Origin of the sequence: Agarivorans sp. JK6 (genome assembly GCF_045277145.1) — a bacterium.
Lineage (GTDB): Bacteria > Pseudomonadota > Gammaproteobacteria > Enterobacterales > Celerinatantimonadaceae > Agarivorans > Agarivorans albus.
Map to the genome: position 1 here is coordinate 4,652,348 of NZ_CP113525.1, position 20,747 is coordinate 4,673,094.

General features: G+C 43.6%; 15 protein-coding genes. 4 read left to right on the forward strand and 11 right to left on the reverse strand.

Annotated elements, in window-relative coordinates; translation table 11 throughout:
* Nucleotides 1-44: 44 nt before the first annotated feature.
* Together OV592_RS21410 and OV592_RS21415 are read right to left on the reverse strand one after the other, a co-directional pair.
* Nucleotides 45-311, reverse strand: coding sequence for a YihD family protein (locus OV592_RS21410; RefSeq protein ID WP_040306803.1), 267 nt, complete (start codon nucleotides 309-311; stop codon nucleotides 45-47).
* 5 nt (nucleotides 312-316) lie between these two features.
* The gene (locus tag OV592_RS21415) at nucleotides 317-1,453 is read right to left on the reverse strand and encodes a diguanylate cyclase (protein WP_338626454.1); all 1,137 of its coding nucleotides are present in this window, start codon (nucleotides 1,451-1,453) and stop codon (nucleotides 317-319) included.
* 297 nt (nucleotides 1,454-1,750) lie between these two features.
* Here OV592_RS21415 and pgi point away from each other — a divergent pair, with 297 nt between their 5' ends.
* A complete protein-coding gene (pgi, locus tag OV592_RS21420) occupies nucleotides 1,751-3,403 on the forward strand; it encodes a glucose-6-phosphate isomerase (protein WP_406609953.1) in 1,653 nt (550 codons plus the stop codon).
* A 103-nt stretch (nucleotides 3,404-3,506) separates the two neighbouring features.
* On the opposite strand, the gene OV592_RS21425 is transcribed toward pgi, so the two are convergent.
* Nucleotides 3,507-4,121, reverse strand: a complete 615-nt coding sequence (locus OV592_RS21425) for a sugar O-acetyltransferase (RefSeq protein WP_406609954.1) — start codon at nucleotides 4,119-4,121, stop codon at nucleotides 3,507-3,509.
* 166 nt (nucleotides 4,122-4,287) lie between these two features.
* Here OV592_RS21425 and OV592_RS21430 point away from each other — a divergent pair, with 166 nt between their 5' ends.
* Nucleotides 4,288-6,657 carry a DNA polymerase II gene (locus OV592_RS21430; RefSeq protein ID WP_406611454.1) on the forward strand — a complete coding sequence of 790 codons (2,370 nt, stop codon included), beginning with the start codon at nucleotides 4,288-4,290 and terminating at the stop codon, nucleotides 6,655-6,657.
* A 145-nt stretch (nucleotides 6,658-6,802) separates the two neighbouring features.
* Here the strand turns inward: OV592_RS21430 and OV592_RS21435 are convergent, their stop codons facing one another.
* The 4 genes from OV592_RS21435 to OV592_RS21450 all read right to left on the reverse strand — a co-directional run bounded on the left by OV592_RS21435 (nucleotide 6,803) and on the right by OV592_RS21450 (nucleotide 11,264).
* Nucleotides 6,803-7,282 (reverse strand): prepilin-type N-terminal cleavage/methylation domain-containing protein, encoded by a 480-nt coding sequence (locus tag OV592_RS21435; protein ID WP_016400235.1) that lies wholly within the window; start codon nucleotides 7,280-7,282, stop codon nucleotides 6,803-6,805.
* A 396-nt stretch (nucleotides 7,283-7,678) separates the two neighbouring features.
* On the reverse strand, nucleotides 7,679-9,763 hold the full coding sequence (gene glgX, locus OV592_RS21440; protein WP_016400236.1) for a glycogen debranching protein GlgX: 2,085 nt from the start codon (nucleotides 9,761-9,763) through the stop codon (nucleotides 7,679-7,681).
* A 116-nt stretch (nucleotides 9,764-9,879) separates the two neighbouring features.
* Nucleotides 9,880-10,062, reverse strand: a complete 183-nt coding sequence (locus tag OV592_RS21445; protein ID WP_016400237.1) for a hypothetical protein — start codon at nucleotides 10,060-10,062, stop codon at nucleotides 9,880-9,882.
* Between the two features lie 80 nt (nucleotides 10,063-10,142).
* Complete coding sequence (locus OV592_RS21450) at nucleotides 10,143-11,264, reverse strand: 1-acyl-sn-glycerol-3-phosphate acyltransferase (protein ID WP_406609955.1); 1,122 nt, start codon at nucleotides 11,262-11,264, stop codon at nucleotides 10,143-10,145.
* Between the two features lie 170 nt (nucleotides 11,265-11,434).
* On the opposite strand from OV592_RS21450, the gene OV592_RS21455 reads away from it, so the two are divergent.
* Nucleotides 11,435-12,796, forward strand: coding sequence for an MATE family efflux transporter (locus OV592_RS21455; protein ID WP_406609956.1), 1,362 nt, complete (start codon nucleotides 11,435-11,437; stop codon nucleotides 12,794-12,796).
* Nucleotides 12,797-14,679: 1,883 nt separating this feature from the next.
* Here OV592_RS21455 and OV592_RS21460 read toward each other — a convergent pair.
* Together OV592_RS21460 and nadE are read right to left on the reverse strand one after the other, a co-directional pair.
* Entirely contained in the window at nucleotides 14,680-15,300 is a 621-nt protein-coding gene (locus OV592_RS21460) for a trimeric intracellular cation channel family protein (RefSeq protein ID WP_016400240.1), read from the reverse strand.
* A gap of 119 nt (nucleotides 15,301-15,419) precedes the next feature.
* The gene (gene nadE, locus OV592_RS21465) at nucleotides 15,420-16,250 is read right to left on the reverse strand and encodes an ammonia-dependent NAD(+) synthetase (RefSeq protein ID WP_406609957.1); all 831 of its coding nucleotides are present in this window, start codon (nucleotides 16,248-16,250) and stop codon (nucleotides 15,420-15,422) included.
* A gap of 146 nt (nucleotides 16,251-16,396) precedes the next feature.
* Between nadE and pyk the strand changes: the two genes are divergently transcribed.
* The gene (gene pyk / locus OV592_RS21470) at nucleotides 16,397-17,833 is read left to right on the forward strand and encodes a pyruvate kinase (RefSeq protein WP_406609958.1); all 1,437 of its coding nucleotides are present in this window, start codon (nucleotides 16,397-16,399) and stop codon (nucleotides 17,831-17,833) included.
* Between the two features lie 11 nt (nucleotides 17,834-17,844).
* Here the strand turns inward: pyk and OV592_RS21475 are convergent, their stop codons facing one another.
* A complete protein-coding gene (locus tag OV592_RS21475) occupies nucleotides 17,845-18,525 on the reverse strand; it encodes a DUF2786 domain-containing protein (protein WP_016400243.1) in 681 nt (226 codons plus the stop codon).
* Nucleotides 18,526-18,937: 412 nt separating this feature from the next.
* Entirely contained in the window at nucleotides 18,938-20,629 is a 1,692-nt protein-coding gene (locus OV592_RS21480) for a mechanosensitive ion channel family protein (protein ID WP_406609960.1), read from the reverse strand.
* Nucleotides 20,630-20,747: the final 118 nt, after the last annotated feature.

Sequence of the window (20,747 nt, forward strand, 5' to 3'; positions counted from 1 at the left end):
TTAAGCAAAAACGGCAATTGCAGACGCAATTGCCACTTAAGAAATTAAACTTTTACGCCACGTGCTTTTAATAAGGCGGTTTTAAAATCATCCTCGCAATCTTTTGCGATGCCAGGAATCATCTCGTCTTTACCAATTGTAAGCATTTTAAGTTGGTAAATAAGCACGTCATCGGTCAGTTCACTCAAGGGTTTATTGTTCCCAGCTTGGTCGGCTATTTGAGTGATAATTTCTACTAAGTTAAGCTCCGGTTGTTGTTTCCAAACCGGTGTGAGTAAATCGATTAATTCTTCAATACGATGCAACTGCATACTCATTATACTTCTCCACGGGCGGCCACTACAGCTTGGTTTCTACCTAACTGCTTGGCTCTATATAGTGCCTTATCGGCTTTATCTACGATCTCTTTGGTGCTTTGCTGAGCCACTGGAATTAAACAAGAAATACCAATGCTCACGGTCACATAACTGGCTGCGGTCGAATACTCGTGGCGCAATTTAGCCTCGGCCATTAGTGTTCTAACTCTTGCAGCAACTTGCAATGCGCCTTTGGTATCGGTGTTGGGCAATACCATTACAAACTCTTCGCCGCCATAGCGGGCAACAATGTCATCTTCACGCTGCAAGGCTTGAGTAAACAAATTAGCAACTTTGCTTAAACATTGATCGCCTGCAACATGACCGTAATGATCGTTATAAGGCTTGAAGAAATCAACATCGATCAGCAATAAACTTAAGGAAGTATTTGCCCGGCTGCTTAAACGCCAATGTAAAGCCAGTGTTTGCTCAAATATAGCCCGGTTATACAGGCCGGTGAGTGCGTCTCGCTCACTTTGATGGCGCATTAAAGCATGGCTGTCGGCCAACTCTAAAGCTTTGGCCCTATTTAGCGCACCTTCAGAAAAATTAGCCTTAACCAAGGTTTCGGCGCGGCGTAACACAATATTTAGTACTCCCCAGCTTAGCAGTAATACCAAACAAGCCACCCACTCGGTTCGGCTAGCCCCCACCATAGAAACCAACAGCGCTAATAACAATGGAATGCTAAAACCGTTAAAGCTGCGAATACTTAGTAAGTTTGGCACCACCACCAACGACAACAACGCGCCCACCAGCACCACCAATAATAAACGCTCGGAAGCAGGTAACACCGGCATAAATAGCAGAATACCTACCGCCCAAAGCACCCCAGAACTGGTAGCCAAACTAAAATAACGCGTTAGTTGCGGCGCCGGGACAAAATCGTCAATCACTTCGCTTTGAATACGCGCAAAAAAGTAAAACACGGCCGATAAAGCCAACATGCAAAACAGCCACAGCAAATGCAGGCTTGAAGAAAGGCTAGGCGCAAACAAACACCACCAAATAAGGCTATACGCAACGGTCATTAACGCCACTAAACGCCCATTGTTAAGTAAATAACGGGCGTTTTCGGTGTTTACTTGTAACTGCACATTGCGCAAAAACAGATCCCTTGCAGGTGAGAGGCGAATAATTTGTGGGCATTGTAGCAACAACTTGAATAGCGAGAACAGAAAAACCCTTTGATAAAAAATGGATAAACACCAACACAGCGCGCAGTTTTAATACAAAATGGTCAAACTTAGCTAAAATAGGTCGCAAGCTTTTGCACAATATTGATCTGATTGCTTGCGTCCTTTTTCCCAGAAAGGGTAAAGTGCTACCCGCAAGTACTGGTCAATAAACTTGCAACTCGGTCAACTAGGTAAAGCATCTAAGGAACAAGGTCAATGCTGGACAATATCAATCCAACAACTACACAGGCTTGGAAAGCGTTACAAGCGCATTTTGAAGCACAAAAAGAGGTTAAACTTAGCGAGCTATTCGCCGCTGACGCAGACCGTTTCAATCGCTTCTCAGTAGAGTTTAACGAGCAAATCTTATTAGATTACTCTAAAAACTTAATCACTGAAGAAACCATGCAGCAGTTAGTTGCACTAGCTAAAGAAACCAAGCTAGATAGCGCAATTAAAGCCATGTTCTCTGGTGAGAAAATCAACCAAACAGAAGGCCGCTCGGTACTACATACCGCGCTACGTAATCGCAGCAATACCCCAGTAATGGTAGACGGCGAAGACGTAATGCCAGCAGTAAACGCTGTGCTAGAAAAAATGAAAGGCTTCTGTGAAAAAGTACATTCTGGCGAATGGAAAGGTTACACCGGCAAAGCAATTGAAAGCATTGTAAACATTGGTATTGGCGGTTCAGACCTAGGCCCAGTAATGATTACTGAAGCACTAGGCGCATACAAAGTAGAAAACATTACTACCTACTTCGTATCAAACGTAGACGGCACTCATATTGCCGAAACCCTAAAGCAAGTAGACCCAGAAACTACCTTGTTCTTAGTAGCGTCTAAAACTTTCACTACCCAAGAAACCATGACTAACGCCCACAGCGCGCGCGATTGGTTCCTAGCTGCTGCTGGCGACCAAGCTCACGTAGCTAAGCACTTTGCTGCACTGTCTACTAACGCTAAATCTGTTGCCGAGTTTGGTATTGATACCGACAACATGTTTGAGTTTTGGGATTGGGTAGGCGGTCGTTACTCTTCTTGGTCAGCGATTGGTTTATCGATTGCCCTTACTGTTGGCTACGACAACTTTATTGAGTTGTTAGATGGCGCACACGCTATGGACAAGCACTTCGCAGAAGCCGAGCTAGAGCAAAACCTACCGGTTATTCTTGGTTTGTTAGGCATTTGGTACAACAACTTCTTTGGTGCAGAAAGCGTATCTATTCTACCTTACGACCAATACATGCACCGCTTTGCTGCTTACTTCCAGCAAGGCGACATGGAATCTAACGGTAAAAACGTAGACCGCAATGGCAACCCTGTTGATTACCAAACTGGCCCAATTATTTGGGGCGAACCAGGTACCAACGGCCAACACGCCTTCTACCAGCTGATTCACCAAGGTACTAAGCTAATTCCATGTGACTTTATTGCACCAGCCACTAGCCACAATCCATTATCGGATCACCACGCTAAGCTAATGTCTAACTTCTTCGCTCAAACCGAAGCCTTGGCTTTTGGTAAGTCACGCGAAACCGTAGAAGCAGAACTAGTAGCAGCTGGTAAATCAGCGGAAGAAGTAGCAGAACTAGCGCCATTTAAAGTATTCACAGGTAACAAGCCAACTAACTCTATCTTGGTTAAGAAAATCACCCCTAGCTCATTGGGTGCCATGGTTGCTATGTACGAGCACAAAATCTTCGTACAAGGCATTATCTGGAACATCTTCAGCTTCGACCAATGGGGCGTAGAACTAGGTAAGCAGCTAGCTAACCAAATTTTACCAGAGCTAAAAGATGGCAGCGAAGTAAGCAGCCACGACAGCTCAACCAATGGTTTGATTAATACCTTTAAAGCTTGGAGCTAAGCCTTACTGCTTATCTTTGCGTTAAATGTAAAAAGCTGGCCTAGGCCAGCTTTTTTTAATCTCTGAGATAAATCAGTAAGCTGCAAAATAAAGCTCGCAAGCATTAAGCTCTTGCTTGGCGCACCGTTTCCCCCGCTTGTATCTCGCGAATAACCTTAGCCGGATTGCCTCCCACTAATACGCCTGCTGGCACATCTTTAGTCACTACAGCACCGGCGGCGATAACCGAGCCATTACCCACCGTTACACCCGCCAGAACTACTGCATGACCACCGATCCATACATCGTCACCAATAGTGATGGGCGCTGGGTAGTCAATTACTTCTCGCTCACCTTGCTGATTAATGTAGGTTTTGCGTAGCTCAGGATCTAAGGCGTGGTTAATCGAAAACAAACTTACGTTCGGTGCAATCATCACCCGATCACCAATAGTAATTTTTCCCGAATTCACCAAGGTAAAGTTGGTATTAATAAATACATCGTCGCCGATAAACACTGTGTCGCCATAATCCACGGTGAGTGGCGGGCAAACCTCGATGTTTTTACCCACCTTAACAAACAGCTCACGCACTAGCGCTTCGCGCTGTTGGTTTTGCTCTGGTGCAGTTTGATTAAACTTATGAGTAATTTGCCGGGTAGCTAAACGACGCTCGCCTAGGTCTTTATCCCAACGGTTAAAACTTAAACCCGCCATCATTCGCTCAAATTGACTTGTCATTCTACCACTCACTAAAAGGCTTTAGCTTAACTGTGCAGCTAAATGGCTGCGCTGTCTATTAGCACCTTGGCAGAAACCACTATTCACAAATGCCTAGTTAAACAAAATAAAGATGCTGGTGGATATTAGCTATGCCACTCGGCTTTGTGCTAAGTTGCCAAGCATAATGCAGTACCGAGGGCTTACAGTGCCAAGCCAGCAGCGGCAAGGACAAGGTTTTTTACTCACCGCCAACAGTTACGATCGTCAAGGTCGGGCTTATATTCAGCTTTGGTTAGCCAGTGACCAAGGCCCGGTGTGTTTAGAGGTAAGTGACCAGCAGCCGGTATTTTTTGTGTTAAGTAGTGAGCTAGATGCCGTGCTTGAAATTGTTGGCGAGCACTTGCTTAAGCACCAAAGCGTAGCGTTAAACACCTTCCAGCATCAGCCTATTACTGCCTTGTACTTTGCCAGTATCGATGCGCATTACCGCGCCGCACAAAGCTTACAGCAAGCCGGATTAAGCTGCTTTGAACACGACATAAAATTACATGAACGCTTTCTTACTGAACGCTTTTGTTATGGCAGCATGGCTTTTGCTGGCAGCCAAGGGAGTAATCCACGTTACCCCGCTTGGCAACAAGCCAAAATAAAAACGGCCCAATATACACCTAAGCTGTCGGTGCTATCGCTAGACATAGAGTGCAGTGAAAAAGGCCAACTTTACTCGATTGGGTTATACGGTGAGCACTTTCAGCAAGTGCTTATGATTGGCAGTGAACAAGCCGCTGATACGCCAATTACCTGGTTGGCCAATGAGTACGCCTTACTAAAACAGCTTGAGCTAGTAATAGAAAAACTCGACCCGGACATCATAATTGGTTGGAATGTCATCAATTTTGATTTTAGGTTGCTGGTTAAACGCGCCGCTTTGCATGGAATAAAACTGGCGCTAGGCCGCCAACAAGGCGTGGCGCGTTGGCGCGAGCGTAGCGATAACGAGCAAACAGGTTTTGTTAGCATTCCTGGGCGCGTAGTAGTGGACGGCATAGACGCACTAAAATCAGCCACTTATCACTTCGATAGTTTTAGCTTGGAAAACGTTGCCCAGCAACTACTTAAGCGCGGCAAGTTGGTAGACGAAGTGCATGATCGTATGGCTGAAATTAACCATAATTTTGCCCACAACAAACCCCAGCTTGCCGCCTACAACCTCGAAGACTGTAAGTTGGTGTTAGACATCTTCCAGCATACACAAATCCTTGAGTACCTATGTTTGCGCAGCCAACTTACTGGCCTAATGCTGGATAGAAGTGGCGGTTCGGTGGCCGCCTTTACCAATGTGTATTTGCCTAAATTGCACCGAGCTGGCTATGTAGCGCCAAATCTTACCCGAGACTTTATCGCCGATAGTCCCGGCGGTTATGTGATGAGCTCTAAGCCAGGCTTGTATAACAATGTGCTGGTACTCGATTTTAAGAGCCTGTACCCCTCTATCATTCGTACCTTTAAAATTGATCCGCTGGGCTTAATTGAAGGGCTAGCTAGCCCAGACAATGCCATTGAAGGCTTTAGAGGCGGAGTATTTAGCCGCGATAAACATTTTTTACCAGAAATCATTAATCAGCTTTGGCTGCAGCGCGATCAAGCCAAGGCCGATCATGACAGCGCTCGCTCGCAGGCGATCAAAATTTTAATGAATAGTTTTTATGGAGTGCTAGGCTCTACTGGTTGTCGCTTTCACGATCCCCGCTTAGCCAGCTCAATCACTATGCGCGGCCACCAGCTAATGCAAGAAACAGCAGAGTGGATCAGCGAGCAGGGCCATGAAGTGATTTATGGTGATACCGACTCTACCTTTGTGTGGCTAAATCAAGATTTGAACGCAGAGCAAGCCAAACAAATAGGCCAACAACTGGCGCAAGGTATAAATCAATATTGGCAGCACAAGCTAGCCTCAGAAATGCAGTTAGATAGTCACCTAGAAATTGAGTTTGAGACTCATTTTTCTCGCTTTTTAATGCCAACCATTCGCGGCTCTGAAACCGGCAGTAAAAAGCGTTATGCAGGTTTAACCAACGATAAGCAGTTAGTCATTAAAGGCTTAGAAACCGTACGTTCAGATTGGACAGAGATGGCGAAGATATTTCAAACTGGTTTGCTCGAGCGAGTATTTTCCGACCAAGACCCACGCCAGTTTGTTCTCGATACCGTGGATAAGCTAATGGCTGGCGAGTACGACCAGCAACTTATTTACCGTAAGCGTTTACGCCGCAAGTTAGCCGAGTACGTGAAGAATGTGCCGCCACAGGTGCGGGCAGCGCGGCTCGCCGACGAACATAACCAAGCCCTAGGCAAGCCACTGCAATATCAAAATAAAGGCAGTATTGCCTATTGGATGACCATAAATGGGCCCGAGCCGCTAACTAACCGAGTTAGCCAAATCGACTATCAACATTACTTAGACAAACAACTACAGCCGATTGCCGATGCTATTTTGCCCTTCATTGATTTGGATTTTGAGCAAATAACCTCTGCGCAATTAGGTTTGTTCTAGTTAACCCAGTAGAAAAGGTTTTGCTTCTAAAGAGGCTGAAACCAGCAACAACAAACTGATAGAAGCAAACATGGCACGAACAACCATGGTTCGCATTTTGATAGTTTTTGTTAATTTTTCAATATGCATGTTCTTCATTCGGCGCTTAACACTCGCTGTCGTCAATACTAACCAGGTAGTTTGACTCACTAGGGTTAAGGGTTCCTCCCGCTTCAGTGTAAGTAACAAAACATCCGCTATCATTAACATCTTTATCGCCAGAGACATAACCGATATACAAGCGTGAACTGCCATCCACAAACTGCATTTCTAAGTCAGTTTCAATCAATGACTCCATACCTAGGTAGTCTTCACCGTGCGCCTCTGGGTAACCATCTTTTACTTCTACAATACCCAAGCTCGTTTCTACCTCTGCACGTGACTCTTGCTCTAGGCCATCAATAGCTGCTTGGTTAAATACCAAATCAGCAGAGGTTTTTACTGCAGCGGCAGCCCCCTCTAAGGTCGCTTTTTTTGCATCGCTTTGAAGATTTAGGAACTTTGGTGCAGCCACTACAGAGAGTATTCCCAAAATGATAATTACTATTACTAATTCGATGAGAGTAAAACCAGATTGCTTGTTCATATAGCGCCTAAAGTTACTTTCTAAATTTGTGAAACAGGGTGAATTAAGAGCTTGTATTATCCCTATAACGGCAAATTAAATTGACTTTTCACGAACAAAGCATTTTTTGTAACATTAGAATAAAAATCCAACCTAGCTCACTTTTATCAAACAAAAGTCCATAACTTATTAAAATAATGAAACTTTCGTTAGATACTAGCCTCAAACTAGCAAATCATAATGGCAAACAAGTCACACGGATGGAGGCAAAGAGGGCAACACAATGGCGTTTTTTTCGATGGGTGTAAGAGTACTGTTATTGGTATTAATGTTGGGTAGCGTGTTTAGCTATTCACACACTACCCATTCTTCATGGGCAAAGTTTTATTGCCCTGCACAAACTAGTAAGGCAGCGAGTTAAACTCTCTCGCTACGTTTTTCAATTTGTGGGTTGGCCACAAATACCATTACCGAACGTGCAGCCACTTTAACCGAGCCTGTTTCTAACATAGGCGCTGTTTTAAAGTCATAAACATCTTCTGGCGGTTTGGCTGCGGTATTAACAAGCTTAAACCAATGTCCTTCAATACATGGTACTTCAAACTCTAACTCTTCCCAGTAGGAGTTAAACACCATGTATAAGCGGTCTTTTGAGTATGGATCTAACAAAGTAACCGCAATAGAGTGACTATGTTCAGACCAATCGGGCTGACCTTGATGCACACCATGCCATTCAATATTGGCATCATGAATCACATCCGATAGGCTCAAGTGGATCTTCTCTTCAAGCACATCGTCATAACGACGTAACTTAATCATCTCTTGAACAAAGCGCAGCAAGTTTTGGTTTTTGTCCACTAAGCTCCAGTCAAACCAGGATAACTCGTTATCTTGGCAGTAAGCATTGTTATTACCGTTTTGAGTGCGTTTTACTTCATCGCCCATGGTAATCATTGGCGTACCTAAAGAGAGCAACAAAGTAGCAAAGAAGTTCTTCATTTGCTGTTCACGCAGATCATTGATTTTTGGGTTTAGGGTTGGCCCCTCTACACCGTGGTTATAACTAATGTTGTGGTTATCACCATCACGGTTGTTTTCACCATTTTCTAGGTTGTGCTTGTCGTTGTAGCTCACTAGATCGTTTAAGGTAAATCCATCATGCGCAGTGACTAAGTTAACCGAGCGTTGCGGCGAGTGGTTTTCTTTGTAGTAAATGTCTGGGCTACCCAATAAGCGTGAAGCAAACTTACCCGTTACACCAGAATCCCCTCTAAAGAACGAGCGCACATCATCGCGGAACTTACCGTTCCATTCGTTCCAGCGGTCACCTACAAATTCGCCTACTTGGTAAAGGCCCGCGGCATCCCAAGCTTCGGCAATGATTTTAGTGCCAGCTAAAGAAGGATCTGAATCAATCGACCATAGCAGTGGTGGCTCTTTCATTACATGACCCTTAGAGTCACGCGCCAGTACCGAGGCTAAATCAAAGCGGAAACCATCTACATGCATTTCGTTTACCCAAAAACGCAGTGCATCACGGATCATACGGCGCATTACCGAGTGGTTAGCATTACAAGTATTACCACAACCCGAGTAGTTACTGTACCAACGCTTTTCGTTTTCTAGCATGTAGTAGGTATCGTTTTGCAAACCCTTCATGCTGAGCGTTGGACCGTCGTGCCCGCCTTCTGCGGTGTGGTTAAACACCACATCCAATATCACCTCAATGCCGGCTTTATGCAGCTCACGCACCATGGTTCTAAATTCGTTAAAGGCGCCACAGACACTTTTGTCGGAGCTGTAAGCTGTATGTGGGGAGAAGAAGTTAATTGGGCTATAACCCCAATAGTTCTGCTTACCCAGCGGTGCATCTTGTAAGTCAAACTGCTGCACCGGCATTAATTCAATAGCGGTAATGCCCAGCTCTTTTAGATAAGGAATTTTTTCGATAACGCCAGCGTAAGTACCGCGTTTATGCTCCGCTACACCTGAAGACGGGTGCTTAGTAAAGCCCGCTACATGCATTTCGTAAATAACGGTATCTTGCAATGAGCGTTTAATTGGCTGCGTGCCCTGCCAATCAAAACCACGCAAATCTACCACTGCACCTTTAATACATTGGTTAGTATTTACATGACCATGGCGTGACGCAACCTGACGTAAATAGTTATCTGGGAAATGGGTGATTCTGGCGTAAGGGTCAAGCAGAACTTTACTTGAGTCAAAGCGCAAACCGCGCTCTGGTTGCCAAGGACCGTCTACTTGAAAGCCGTAGAGCGTTCCTACTTCTAGGTCTTCAACAAAAATATGCCAGTAATGGTCTGTTTTGTTGGTATTTGGGTCTAAAGGGAACTCGGCAAAAGGCTTACGAGAGTTAACTTCTTTAAATAATAGAAGGGTAACTCCCGTAGCATTTTTAGAGAAAATACTAAAATTAACGCCCTTACCTTGGTAAGTCGCGCCGAGTGGAAATGAAACACCCGCTTGAGTTTTTGTGGCCATATACTGTGCTGTCTTATTTTTGCTATTAACTGAGATGAAAAGCCTATTAGTTGGCTCTTTCGCTATAGTTTATCAGTAACAGCTTATTACACAGTAAGTTTATTAACAGATAATGACTAAAATTTAGCCGAAATTGAGTGCGAACGCCCACTAGCTTGGCGTTTTCTGCGGCAATGCTGTGCGCCAAGTTGGTCAAGCTCAGATACTTCGTCAGGCAACATCAACGACAATAGCTGTTCTAATTTTTCTTGGTCAGACAATACATTGGCAATAGTTTGGCTAGTTTTTGTACGGAACATATCATACCCCTAAATTTTGATACCTAATTAGGGGTATGCACCTATAGTGCCAAAGCTATATGAACAATTTATTAACCTTATTATTCAGACAGTTGCTGTCTAGCACGAATAGGGTTAGCGTACATTTCGAACAGCTGAGATCGGACCTCTGCACTAATATCGCGAGTCTTCGCTTCAAAATAGCGCTTTGCTTCAGCTAATTCGTTAGCAGGAATTTCTTCTGGGATGGCATCACCAAGGGCAATCCAGTTGGTAGGCATAAGCTGGTAATTGCCAATAATCGCTTTATCTAAAGCTTCTGCCACGTCTTTGGCATTTTCATATTCACCGGCTAGTGGTTCTGCAAAATGCACATGCACTCGACCTTTTTGGCCAACAATACCGCGAGAGATGCTGTAAATATCTTCATGCTCTTCTTTTTGGTATTCGCCATGTTGGTTTTGCGACACCAACTCATTAGCTTTAGCCACATCACAAGGGTCAAATTCATAAGAAATAGACACAGGAACAATATTTAGCTCTTTGATGTAATCGGCAAATTCTTGCTGCTTAGGTTTGTTTAAAGCCAGCATAGAAATAAGTGCCGAGTTAGTCAGATCTAATCCATCTTTGGCGCGCCCCTCACGCTGAGCAATCCAAATATGGTCGCCAGTGCTCGCTAGGGTATGTTGAATATACGCAGATAACTCTTTTAAGTTAGCCAGCTTTTCACGTTTAGCAGTAGCTGAACGCTTAACAATAAAACTGCGGTTAAGGCGCATTAAGTCAGACACCCAAGGCTTACTCAATAAATTGTCACCAATGGCAATTTGTACCGTGTCTTGGCCATTTATATGCAGCAAGTAGTTCACAAAAGCAGGGTCTAGCGCAATATCGCGATGATTTGAGATAAACAAGTGCGGCTTAGATAAATCTAGGCTGTCTAATCCACTAGAGCTTAGTTGCGAAGTCGTAGTTTTGATCATGTGCGCCATATAGCGCTCTACCATTATTTGAAAGTCGTAAACACTTTTTACGTTTCTTACTTTAAATTTAAGCACTTGGCGCAAGGCAAAAGACGTTAGCGAGAGAAAGGCACCACTGGCTTTAGGGTAACGAAACTTAATTAAAGTAGTGATAAATTCGGGATCATTAATGAGGCGTTGCAGTGTACTTTTTACTTCAGAATCTTGATAAGGGCGAATACTGTCAAACTGAGACATAACTTCTCTCGCTATTAAGGAAGCCGCAATTTACCGTTTTCTGCTCTTAAAAACAACAATAACGATTAAAATTTAAACAATTATTGGCAGTTTTTAAGGCTTAATGCAGATTCTTTCGCTTAGCCTTTGAGCCACGTATACTGGAGCCTCGATTTCCCAGCTGCAAGTTAATGGAACAACAACGCCAGTATTTGCTTGATGCCCCCATCACGCCGCTTATTATCAATAAGGCCAGTCCAACCTTAGTTGGCATTTTTGCGATCATCTTTTTTAACCTTGTTGATACCTTTTTTGTTGCCATGCTCGGCACCGATGCGTTGGCTGGCGTATCTTTTACTTTTCCCATTACCTTTGCCATCACCAGTGTTGCTATGGGCTTAGGCATTGGCTTGTCGTCCCATGTAGGACGGCTACTGGGGGCTCGTCAACATCAGCAAGCCGCCCAGCTCACTAGCCATAGTTTATTGTTTAGCCTACTGCTAATTGTTGCTATTGCCGGCTTGGGTTATATCAGCATTTATCCTCTTTTCAGCCACTTAGGCGCCGAATTACCAGTAATGCCCTATATTGAGCAATATATGCAAATTTGGTATCTCTCGGTTCCGCTATTAGTGATACCCATGGTGGGCAATAGCGCCATAAGAGCGAGTGGCGACAGTAAAACCCCCAGTATAGTGATGCTGGTTGCTGGTATCGTAAATGGCATATTGGACCCTATTTTTATTTTTGGCTGGGGGCCTGTGCCTGCCATGGGGGTGCAAGGTGCCGCTTTAGCCACTGCTGTAGCTTGGGCACTCACGTTTAGTGTTGCTGTTTATTTACTTAGTTTTAAATTAAAACTACTACGTTTTGAAGTTTGCACCATTCAACAGCTTTTCACCTCTTGGAAAAAGCTGCTTAGCATCGCCATTCCTGCGGTGTTTTCTCAGCTGCTTACTCCCATAGCTACCACCATTACTTTGGTAATATTAGCCAGTGCTGGTACAGCAACCGTAGCAGCCTATGGCTTTGCTACCCGGGTAGAAGCCTTATTATTTATTGGAGTGATGGCGATTAACTCGGTGATTCCGATGTTAGTTGGACAAAATGTAGGAGCGGGCAAAGCACAACGCGCCCAGCAAATCGTTCATCATGCCATTAGGCTAGCGGTGGTTTGGCAACTATTGCTGGCTATCGCAATGTACGCCTTGGCCCCTTTAGTGAGTTATAGCTTTAATCACGATGCTGAAGTGGCTGAACTTAGCCAATATTACTTACAGTTAGTACCTTTTTGCTACGGCATGATGGCTGTCCCTTTATTGCTAGCCCAAACCTTAAATGCCTTAGCTAAGCCACTGTTAGCAATGGCAATAAACTTAATTAGGTTATTTGGTTTTATGTTGCCAGCTATTTATATCGGGGCAATGTGGGGAAGCAGCAAAGTAATATTTTTGGCGATTATTATTGCTCACACCTTAGCGGGCTTAGCGAGCTTAATCATATTGATATGCTTGATGAGCAAAAACAGCTGGTGGCAACATTCGCAATCTTAGTTTCGCAAAAATGAAAAAAAGCGACACAAATGTGTCGCCTTTTTAGGTAGTCATATTGCTCTTTTCCGTGAACAGTAATTGCTCCTTGCAATCCTTTTTGACTGTTGCACACTAATCCTTAGCGTTTCCTCTTCCCAGTTCCTTTGAGCTATCCTTTAGCCTTCTATGGCATAAATGTTCATCCTAAACACTTGCTCTCTCCGTCCTGGAGGTATCCTTTAACTTCATCCTGAAAGTTTGAGGTATTTTGCTTTCTAGCACTCCTGTGCTGACATCCTAAAGTTTATCTACCTTGATAAACCTGCTCTTCCTAAGCAATGCTTCCTAATACCTTGGCATCTTGCCCTGACTCTTCCTAAGCCTTGGCTCGTCCTGATGGTTGATACTTTACGCCGATGAGCCCTTAATCCCAGTAGCCAAGATAAAATAATTTTGGTTTTAGCTACAAAAAACCATGATAAAAAACATAAGACATTGAAATATATAAACTTAGTTTAGTTAAGGCTTATTAAACAAGTGAAATTACCCGCTACAGCTCGGGCGGATCTCTCACACAGGCAATAGCAGATAAAGAAACTACCAGATCAAGATTAACAATATAAAAATCCAACCAATTACAGGTTATCCATTAAAAGCTCTGCAGATAGGTAATAAACCCTAACAATAAATAGCAGGCAAAGAAAAAGGGCGACACATACGTGTCGCCCTCTTAGTAGTCATATCGCTCTATTCCATGAACGTTAATTGCTCCCTGCAATCCTTTTTGACTGTTTCACACTATTCCTTAGCGTTTCCTCTTCCCAGTTCCTTTGGGCTGTCCTTTAGCCTTCTATGGCATAAGTGTTCATCCTAAACACTTGCTCTCTCCGTCCTGGAGGTATCCCTATACTTCGTCCTGAAGCTATTTGGTATTTTGCTTTCTAGCAATCCTATGCTGACATCCAAACTCATCTACCTTGATAAGCCTGCTCATCCTGAGCGCTGCGTCCTAAATACCTCGGCGTCCTGCCTAATTCTTCCTGAATCTTGGTTCGTCCTGATGGTTGATACTTTACGCTCATCCCAACTAAAGCCCAGTAGGCCAGAAACAAAAACATCTAAATAAAACTATTACTTAAGAGGTAAAAAACAATAAACCATTGAATAATAAATAAAAAATATTTTTCACGCTCATAAACAAAGAGACTTATCGGCTTGTTTGAATGGTCGATCTCTCACACGGCCTTTGGTCGATCGCCAAACAAGCATCTAAATTCAGCACGCTAAAATTCTCAATAAGTCTAAACAAAGACGCCTTAAAAGAATAAAAACCTAATAAAACACTTTTAATCTTAACTATTCATCTAAAATCGATGGAAAAGTTCAGACAATAAAAAACCCAGCGCTTGGCTGGGTTTAGAAAAAGGTCGGGGCGACACTTTCGTGTCGCCCCTAGTAGTCATATCGCTCAAATCCGTGAACGGGTAGTTGCTCCCTGCAATCCTTTTTGACTGTGTTACTACGTCCTGTAGTTATCCTTTTCTCAAATCCTTTGAGCTGTCCTTTAGCCTTCTATGGCATAACCGGTCATCCATACCAGTTGCACGTCTCCTTCCTAGGAGGTGTCCCTTGCTACTTCCTGTAGCTGTTCCTTTTTAGCTCCTGCTACGTTTCTCATCCTGATAAACGTCAGTGCCTCCGTGCACAAACAACTATACGGAATCTAAGTTTGAGAAAAAGCCGCGTAAGCAAAAAACTTTCATTTTTTTACTTACAAATTCTTACAAAAACACTAAACCATTAATTTAAAAGAAAATTTATTTTTAACAACTGTAAGCAAAGCTGCTTTTAACGCACAAGCTTGTAAGAGATATCTCACACCATCTATCGGCATTTATCGCTAACTAACGATTTTTGGCAAGCTTAGGTAGGGATAAATGGTAGCGAATGGCCACTAAACGAATGAGCAAAGCGGTCAAAATACAAGCACTTGTAGCAATAGTATCCGAAAACTGTAGGTATAAAGCAGCCACCCAAACCAGTCCACCAACAATACAAGCAGTGGCATACACCTCACGTTGCAGTACTAAAGGAACTTGATTAGCCAATACATCACGGATCATGCCTCCACCACAGGCGGTAATCACTCCCATGGTAACGGCTACAATCATTGGCGACCCATATTGATAGGCTTTGTTAGCACCAATCGCCATAAATACCGCCATACCTATAGCATCAGCTACCGGCAGTAACCAGCGAGGAGGCGTAGGAAAGTTATTAAGCAATAATACCGAGCCTAAACTAGCTCCAAGAATTACCCATAAATACAAACCGTTCTCTACCCAGAATACTGGGCTAGCACCTAAAGCCATATCGCGGATAGTACCGCCACCAATGGCGGTAACACAGGCAAGCACCAAGGCACCAAACAAATCCATTCGGCGACGACTAGCTATCAATACCCCAGAAATGGCAAATATTGCGGTACCAAATAGATCAAGACTAAATATGATGGCGTTGCCCAAAGCAAGCTCCTCTAAAAATTCGGCTGCAATTAGACAACATGTAGACTCAGCAATACAAGATGCAGATCAAACAAAGCCGAAGCCTAATCACTTCGGCTTAATTTGTTACTATTACAGGCTTAGTCGTAAATGGTAGGAATAGCCTGACGTTTATGTTGGGTACGTTGGTAAATGCCAATAAGTTTTTGCTCAACTTCGTCGGCTACTTTCTTACCTTCCAAGAAGTCATCAATTTGGTCGTAAGTAACACCTAATGCCACTTCATCGGGTAATTGCGGACGGTCTTCTTCAAGATCGGCCGTTGGCGCTTTACCAATCAGCTTTTCTGGTGCGCCTAAATAGTCTGCAACCTGACGAACTTGGCGTTTGTTTAAACCAAAGATAGGCACTAAATCACACGCACCATCACCATGCTTGGTGTAAAAACCCGTTAAGTTTTCAGCTGAGTGATCGGTTCCAATAACCAGGCCACCACTTAAGCCAGCTATTTCATACTGGGCAATCATGCGCATACGAGCCTTAACATTGCCTTTGGCAAAATCTACTGCAGCTTGGGCAGGTAAATCTAAACCAGCAGCCACCAAACTTTCACTAGCACTAGTATGCAAGCCTTCGGTACCTGCTTTGATATTAGTGGTAACAATATGTGAGGGTTTAATAAACCCTAAGGCTAGTTGTGCATCGGCTTCATCTTTTTGCTCACCAAAAGGTAAGCGCATGGCAATAAAGCGGTAGTCTTGACTATCACTCTCATTATTAAGCTGTTCAACTGCCAACTGCGCTAAGCGACCAGTGGTTGTTGAATCAACACCGCCACTAATACCAAGTACTAGTGTTTTTAAACCAGCTTGTTTTAAACGCGCTTTTATAAAGTCGATTCGACGTTTAACTTCAAACTCTGGATCAATTTCTGGCAAAACCTTCATTTCTGCCAAGATTGCCTGTTTCATTCTGTCACCCCACAGCAAATAATATCCCTAATGCGCAATGTACTTGAGAGACAAAAAAAAACCAAGGGACAAGCTGGTTTACATATACTTAAATCAGCATCAGCGAATTCAAGCAAACATCTCATCAATTTTTAAGGATTAGCAACATGTTAAGACGTACTAAAATAGTCACAACTTTAGGCCCCGCCACCGACCGAGACGATGTACTGGAACAACTGATATTGAGTGGTGCAAATATGGTGCGCCTTAACTTCTCTCATGGAACCGCAGAAGATCATTTGGCACGCGCAGCCAAAGTGAGAGAATTAGCCAGCAAACATAAACTACACATTGCGATACTGGGCGACTTACAAGGCCCCAAAATTCGTGTTTCCACCTTTAAAGATGGAAAAGTAAACCTAAATGTAGGCGACAGCTTTATTTTAGATAGTGAGCTAGACAAAGGTTTAGGCGATGAAAAACAAGTAGGCCTAGATTACAAACACCTACCTAAAGATGTTGAACCAGGTGATATCTTATTGCTCGATGATGGCCGTATTCAACTTAAAGTAACGGCGGTAAAAAACAGCCAAGTAACTACCGAAGTCACCATTGGCGGCGTTTTATCTAACAACAAAGGCATAAACAAACTCGGCGGTGGCTTATCTGCAGCTGCGCTTACCGATAAAGATAAAGCCGACATTTTAACCGCGGCCAAAATTGAAGTGGACTACCTAGCTGTATCATTCCCCAATAGTGGCGAAGACATGCATTATGCTCGTCGCCTTACCCAACAAGCAGGTTTAGCCACAAAATTGGTTGCTAAGGTAGAACGCGCCGAAACAGTAGCAACCGAAGAAGCGATGATCGATATTATTAAAGCGTCTGATGCGGTAATGGTTGCACGTGGTGATTTAGGGGTAGAAATTGGCGATGCCGAATTAGTGGGTGTACAAAAAACCCTTATTCGCCTCACTCGAAAATACAATCGAGCAGTAATTACCGCCACTCAAATGATGGAATCGATGATTAGCGCACCAATGCCAACCCGTGCTGAGGTTATGGATGTAGCCAACGCCGTGCTAGATGGTACCGATGCAGTGATGCTTTCTGGCGAAACCGCCGCAGGCCAATACCCTATCGAAACAGTACAAGCTATGGCCAGCGTATGTTTAGGGGCAGAAAAACAACGCAGCATTAACGTTTCTAAATACCGCATTAACGATACCTTTGAGAGTATTTCTGAAACGGTAGCCATGAGTACCATGTTTGCTGCCAACCACATGAAGGGCATGAAGGCTATTATTGCGTTAACCGAGTCCGGCAGCACACCACTGTTAATGTCTCGCTTAAGTAGTGGCTTGCCAATATTCTCATTGTCTCGTCATGCCAATACCTTAAGCCGCTGTGCTTTGTATCGCGGTGTATACCCAATTCACTTTGATGAAAGCAGCGAAGATATTATTAAAGTGTCAAAAATTGCGATAGAACAGCTGAAAGAACAAGGTTACTTGAGCAAAGGCGACTTGGTTATATTGACCCACGGCGACGTATTCGACCAAACCGGTCATACCAATACCAGTAAGATCCTAAAGGTAAGCTAAGTACTTGTATTCTAGCGAAGTAGAGAAGCCGCTCTAGCACCTTCGACAGGCCGATTAACTGACAGTTTTCGGCCTTTTTTCATGCCGGTTTGAAAGTCTGGGGTAAGTTGCCCCATCGACGCCTTAATTTTAGCTTTAAAGGTTTCGCGGTCTAACTTTTCAAACATCTCATCAAGGTAGTCGTCCATATGTTCATTACGACCATTAGTGGTGAGGTCGGGCAGTTTTTCTAGCGCTCCTTCTAACCAACCAGCGGTGAACGAGGTAACTCGGCGCGCCACTGTTACATTGTCGGTGCCCGAGCCGGCAAAGCTATTTCTAAAAGAGCCTACTTGCTGGTTCATTTCGCGATAAACAATGTCAAAAGCAAAAGCCGCAAATACCGCACGGTCAGCATGTCCAACAAACTCTGCGCGTTTTAAACCTTTGTGATTAACCAACACGGCTTCAACCCCAAAACGGCTATTAATGCCGCGGATAATCCGCAAAATATTTTCACTTACATTGGCAGGTAGCAGGGTTTGGGTTGAGGTTTTACCCATTTGAATAAGCTCAATATCAGCTTGTTCTAGGCCATGTTTAAGCATAAGCCGATGAGCCATACGAATAGCTTGAGCGGCCTCATGTACATTTGAGGAGTTACCCAACTCTAAACACTTGGCTATTTTTTCTAGGGCGCGTTGACGACTCACGAACTGCAACAACCTCTGCTCAAAAATGAAGCGCTATTTTACTTATTTTAGCCGAATTTTCCAGTTATTCAGCGGCGGTAGCTAGAATCAAAAACAACAAAGGCTTGGAAATAAAAACCAAGCCTTTGATTTTTAGTTAATGTTTTAGGCTCTGTTGATCTTTGGTGTTGAAATTTTGTTTGAGATAAGCGGGCTTTAATCGCGGCGAGCACTTAGAAGCCTAGTCGGCTAAGCAAGAAGTGCTTAACAAAGAGTAAAGTCCGCTTATCCGAACCCTTCGGGCAGCATTTATTAGCCATTTATTCAGCGTTAGCGAGTGATTATTAAGCCCACTTAACTGCACACTCACTGCCTTGCCTAAATAGCTAATAAATTGCTGCAAAAACCATCAGCAAAGATCAACAGACCCTAGCTATTTCTCGATTTGCGCTGCTTCGCTAGTGGCAGGATAAAAATGCACATCGCGCTGCGGGAACGGAATTGAGATACCGTCACGGTCGAAGCGCATTTTCACTTCGCGGGTAATATCCCAATATACGTCCCAATAATCATCGGTTTTAACCCAAGGGCGAACAATGAAATCAACTGAAGATTCGTTAAGTACATGCAACTTCACCGTTGGCTCTGGTTCTGGCAATACCATTGGGTGTTTTTCTAGCAGTTCATTTAATACCGCTTCAGCTTTTTCAATATCGTCTGAGTAACCAATACCAAATACTAAGTCCACCCGACGCAGCTTTTGTGCAGTAACGTTTTTAATAACGTCACCCCAAATTTTGCTATTGGGTATAACCAATGTTTGGTTATCGATGGTAAGAATAGTGGTAGACACAAGGTTCATGCTTTTCACCTTACCAAATACCCCTCCGCCCACTTCTACCATATCGCCTACATCGTAAGGACGATAGATCAGAATCATCAAACCAGCAGCAAAGTTACCTAGAGTATCTTGTAAAGCAAAACCGATAATGAAACCGGCCACACCTAAACCAGCCAGGATAGGTGCCAGCGAAATTCCCACTTGGGCGAGCGCAAACAGTATTCCTATAATGATGACCACCCGTGCGACCGAGGAGATAACCATGTCTTTCATTAATGACGACAAATTTAGTTTGGAAGAATCCAAACTCTTAGTCATAAGTTTACGCACCAAACGCGATAGAGAACGGAAAATGTAGTAAATAGCCACCAGCAAAAACAGCTTGAAGATCCATTCACCACCGTGTTCTACAAAGTATTCAGATAAACGTTCTAACCAACGTTTTGCTATGCCACCTAAAATGTTTACATCCAGAACATCGGTAGTAATTTGGCCACCAAGCTTAAGCAAGGTTTGCTGATAGAAAGATGCGTTAAAGCCCAACTGAGTAAGCAAATCCACGGTTAACTTAAAGCTTTCTCCGGCAACAGCAAGCTGCTCGGTAACAACCGCTAGTTGGTCTTTAAGGCTTTGATCGTCTGGCGTAATTTTAATTAGCTTGCCTAGTTCTTCACGCTTTTTACCAACTAAGCCCACCATGCCAGAGAAAGACTCGGCGCGGGTATATAGTCGATCGATCAAATACTCTTTTTCACTATCAACACTAAAACCTAAAGCCTGCTGATTAGATATTTGCTGCACCATGGCAGTATAGATAAGGTCTGAACTAGCAAGGTGCTCGATATAGAGTTGGAAAGCTTTAATGCCATCAGCTTCTTCTTCGGCATAAGCCTTATTAAACTCAAACTGCTGCTTTTCGATACCATTCACTAAATCTTGGTTATTTTGGGCAATAATTTGCTCAACTTCAGCCAACACCTGCTCATCGGCTAAGCCTAAGGCCTTTTGCTCAATTAAATATTGAGACAACTGATTGATGGTTTCAAAAGCATGTAAATGGCGTTCTAACAAACGGTGAGATATAGCCGCCTGCTCAATGCTTGAGACTTGGTCGATATTGGCTTTTATTTTTTCGATTCGCTGTTGCTGGCGCTGGTATTTATCCAACAACAAGGTAGCTTGGTCACTCCCAGAATCGACTGCCATAGCCGAAGTTATTGGAGCGCAGACTAACAATGCTGCTAAGCCCAGAGCACCACAATAACGCGTTAATTCCTTTAACATCACTTTCTCCAACCAACAAAGTAGTAAATAAGCTGTACATGCAGACTAACTGAACGGTTTAAAATAAATCAAACCGCCCCTTAAGAATAGTGGCTTGTTTATATTTTACTATCAGATT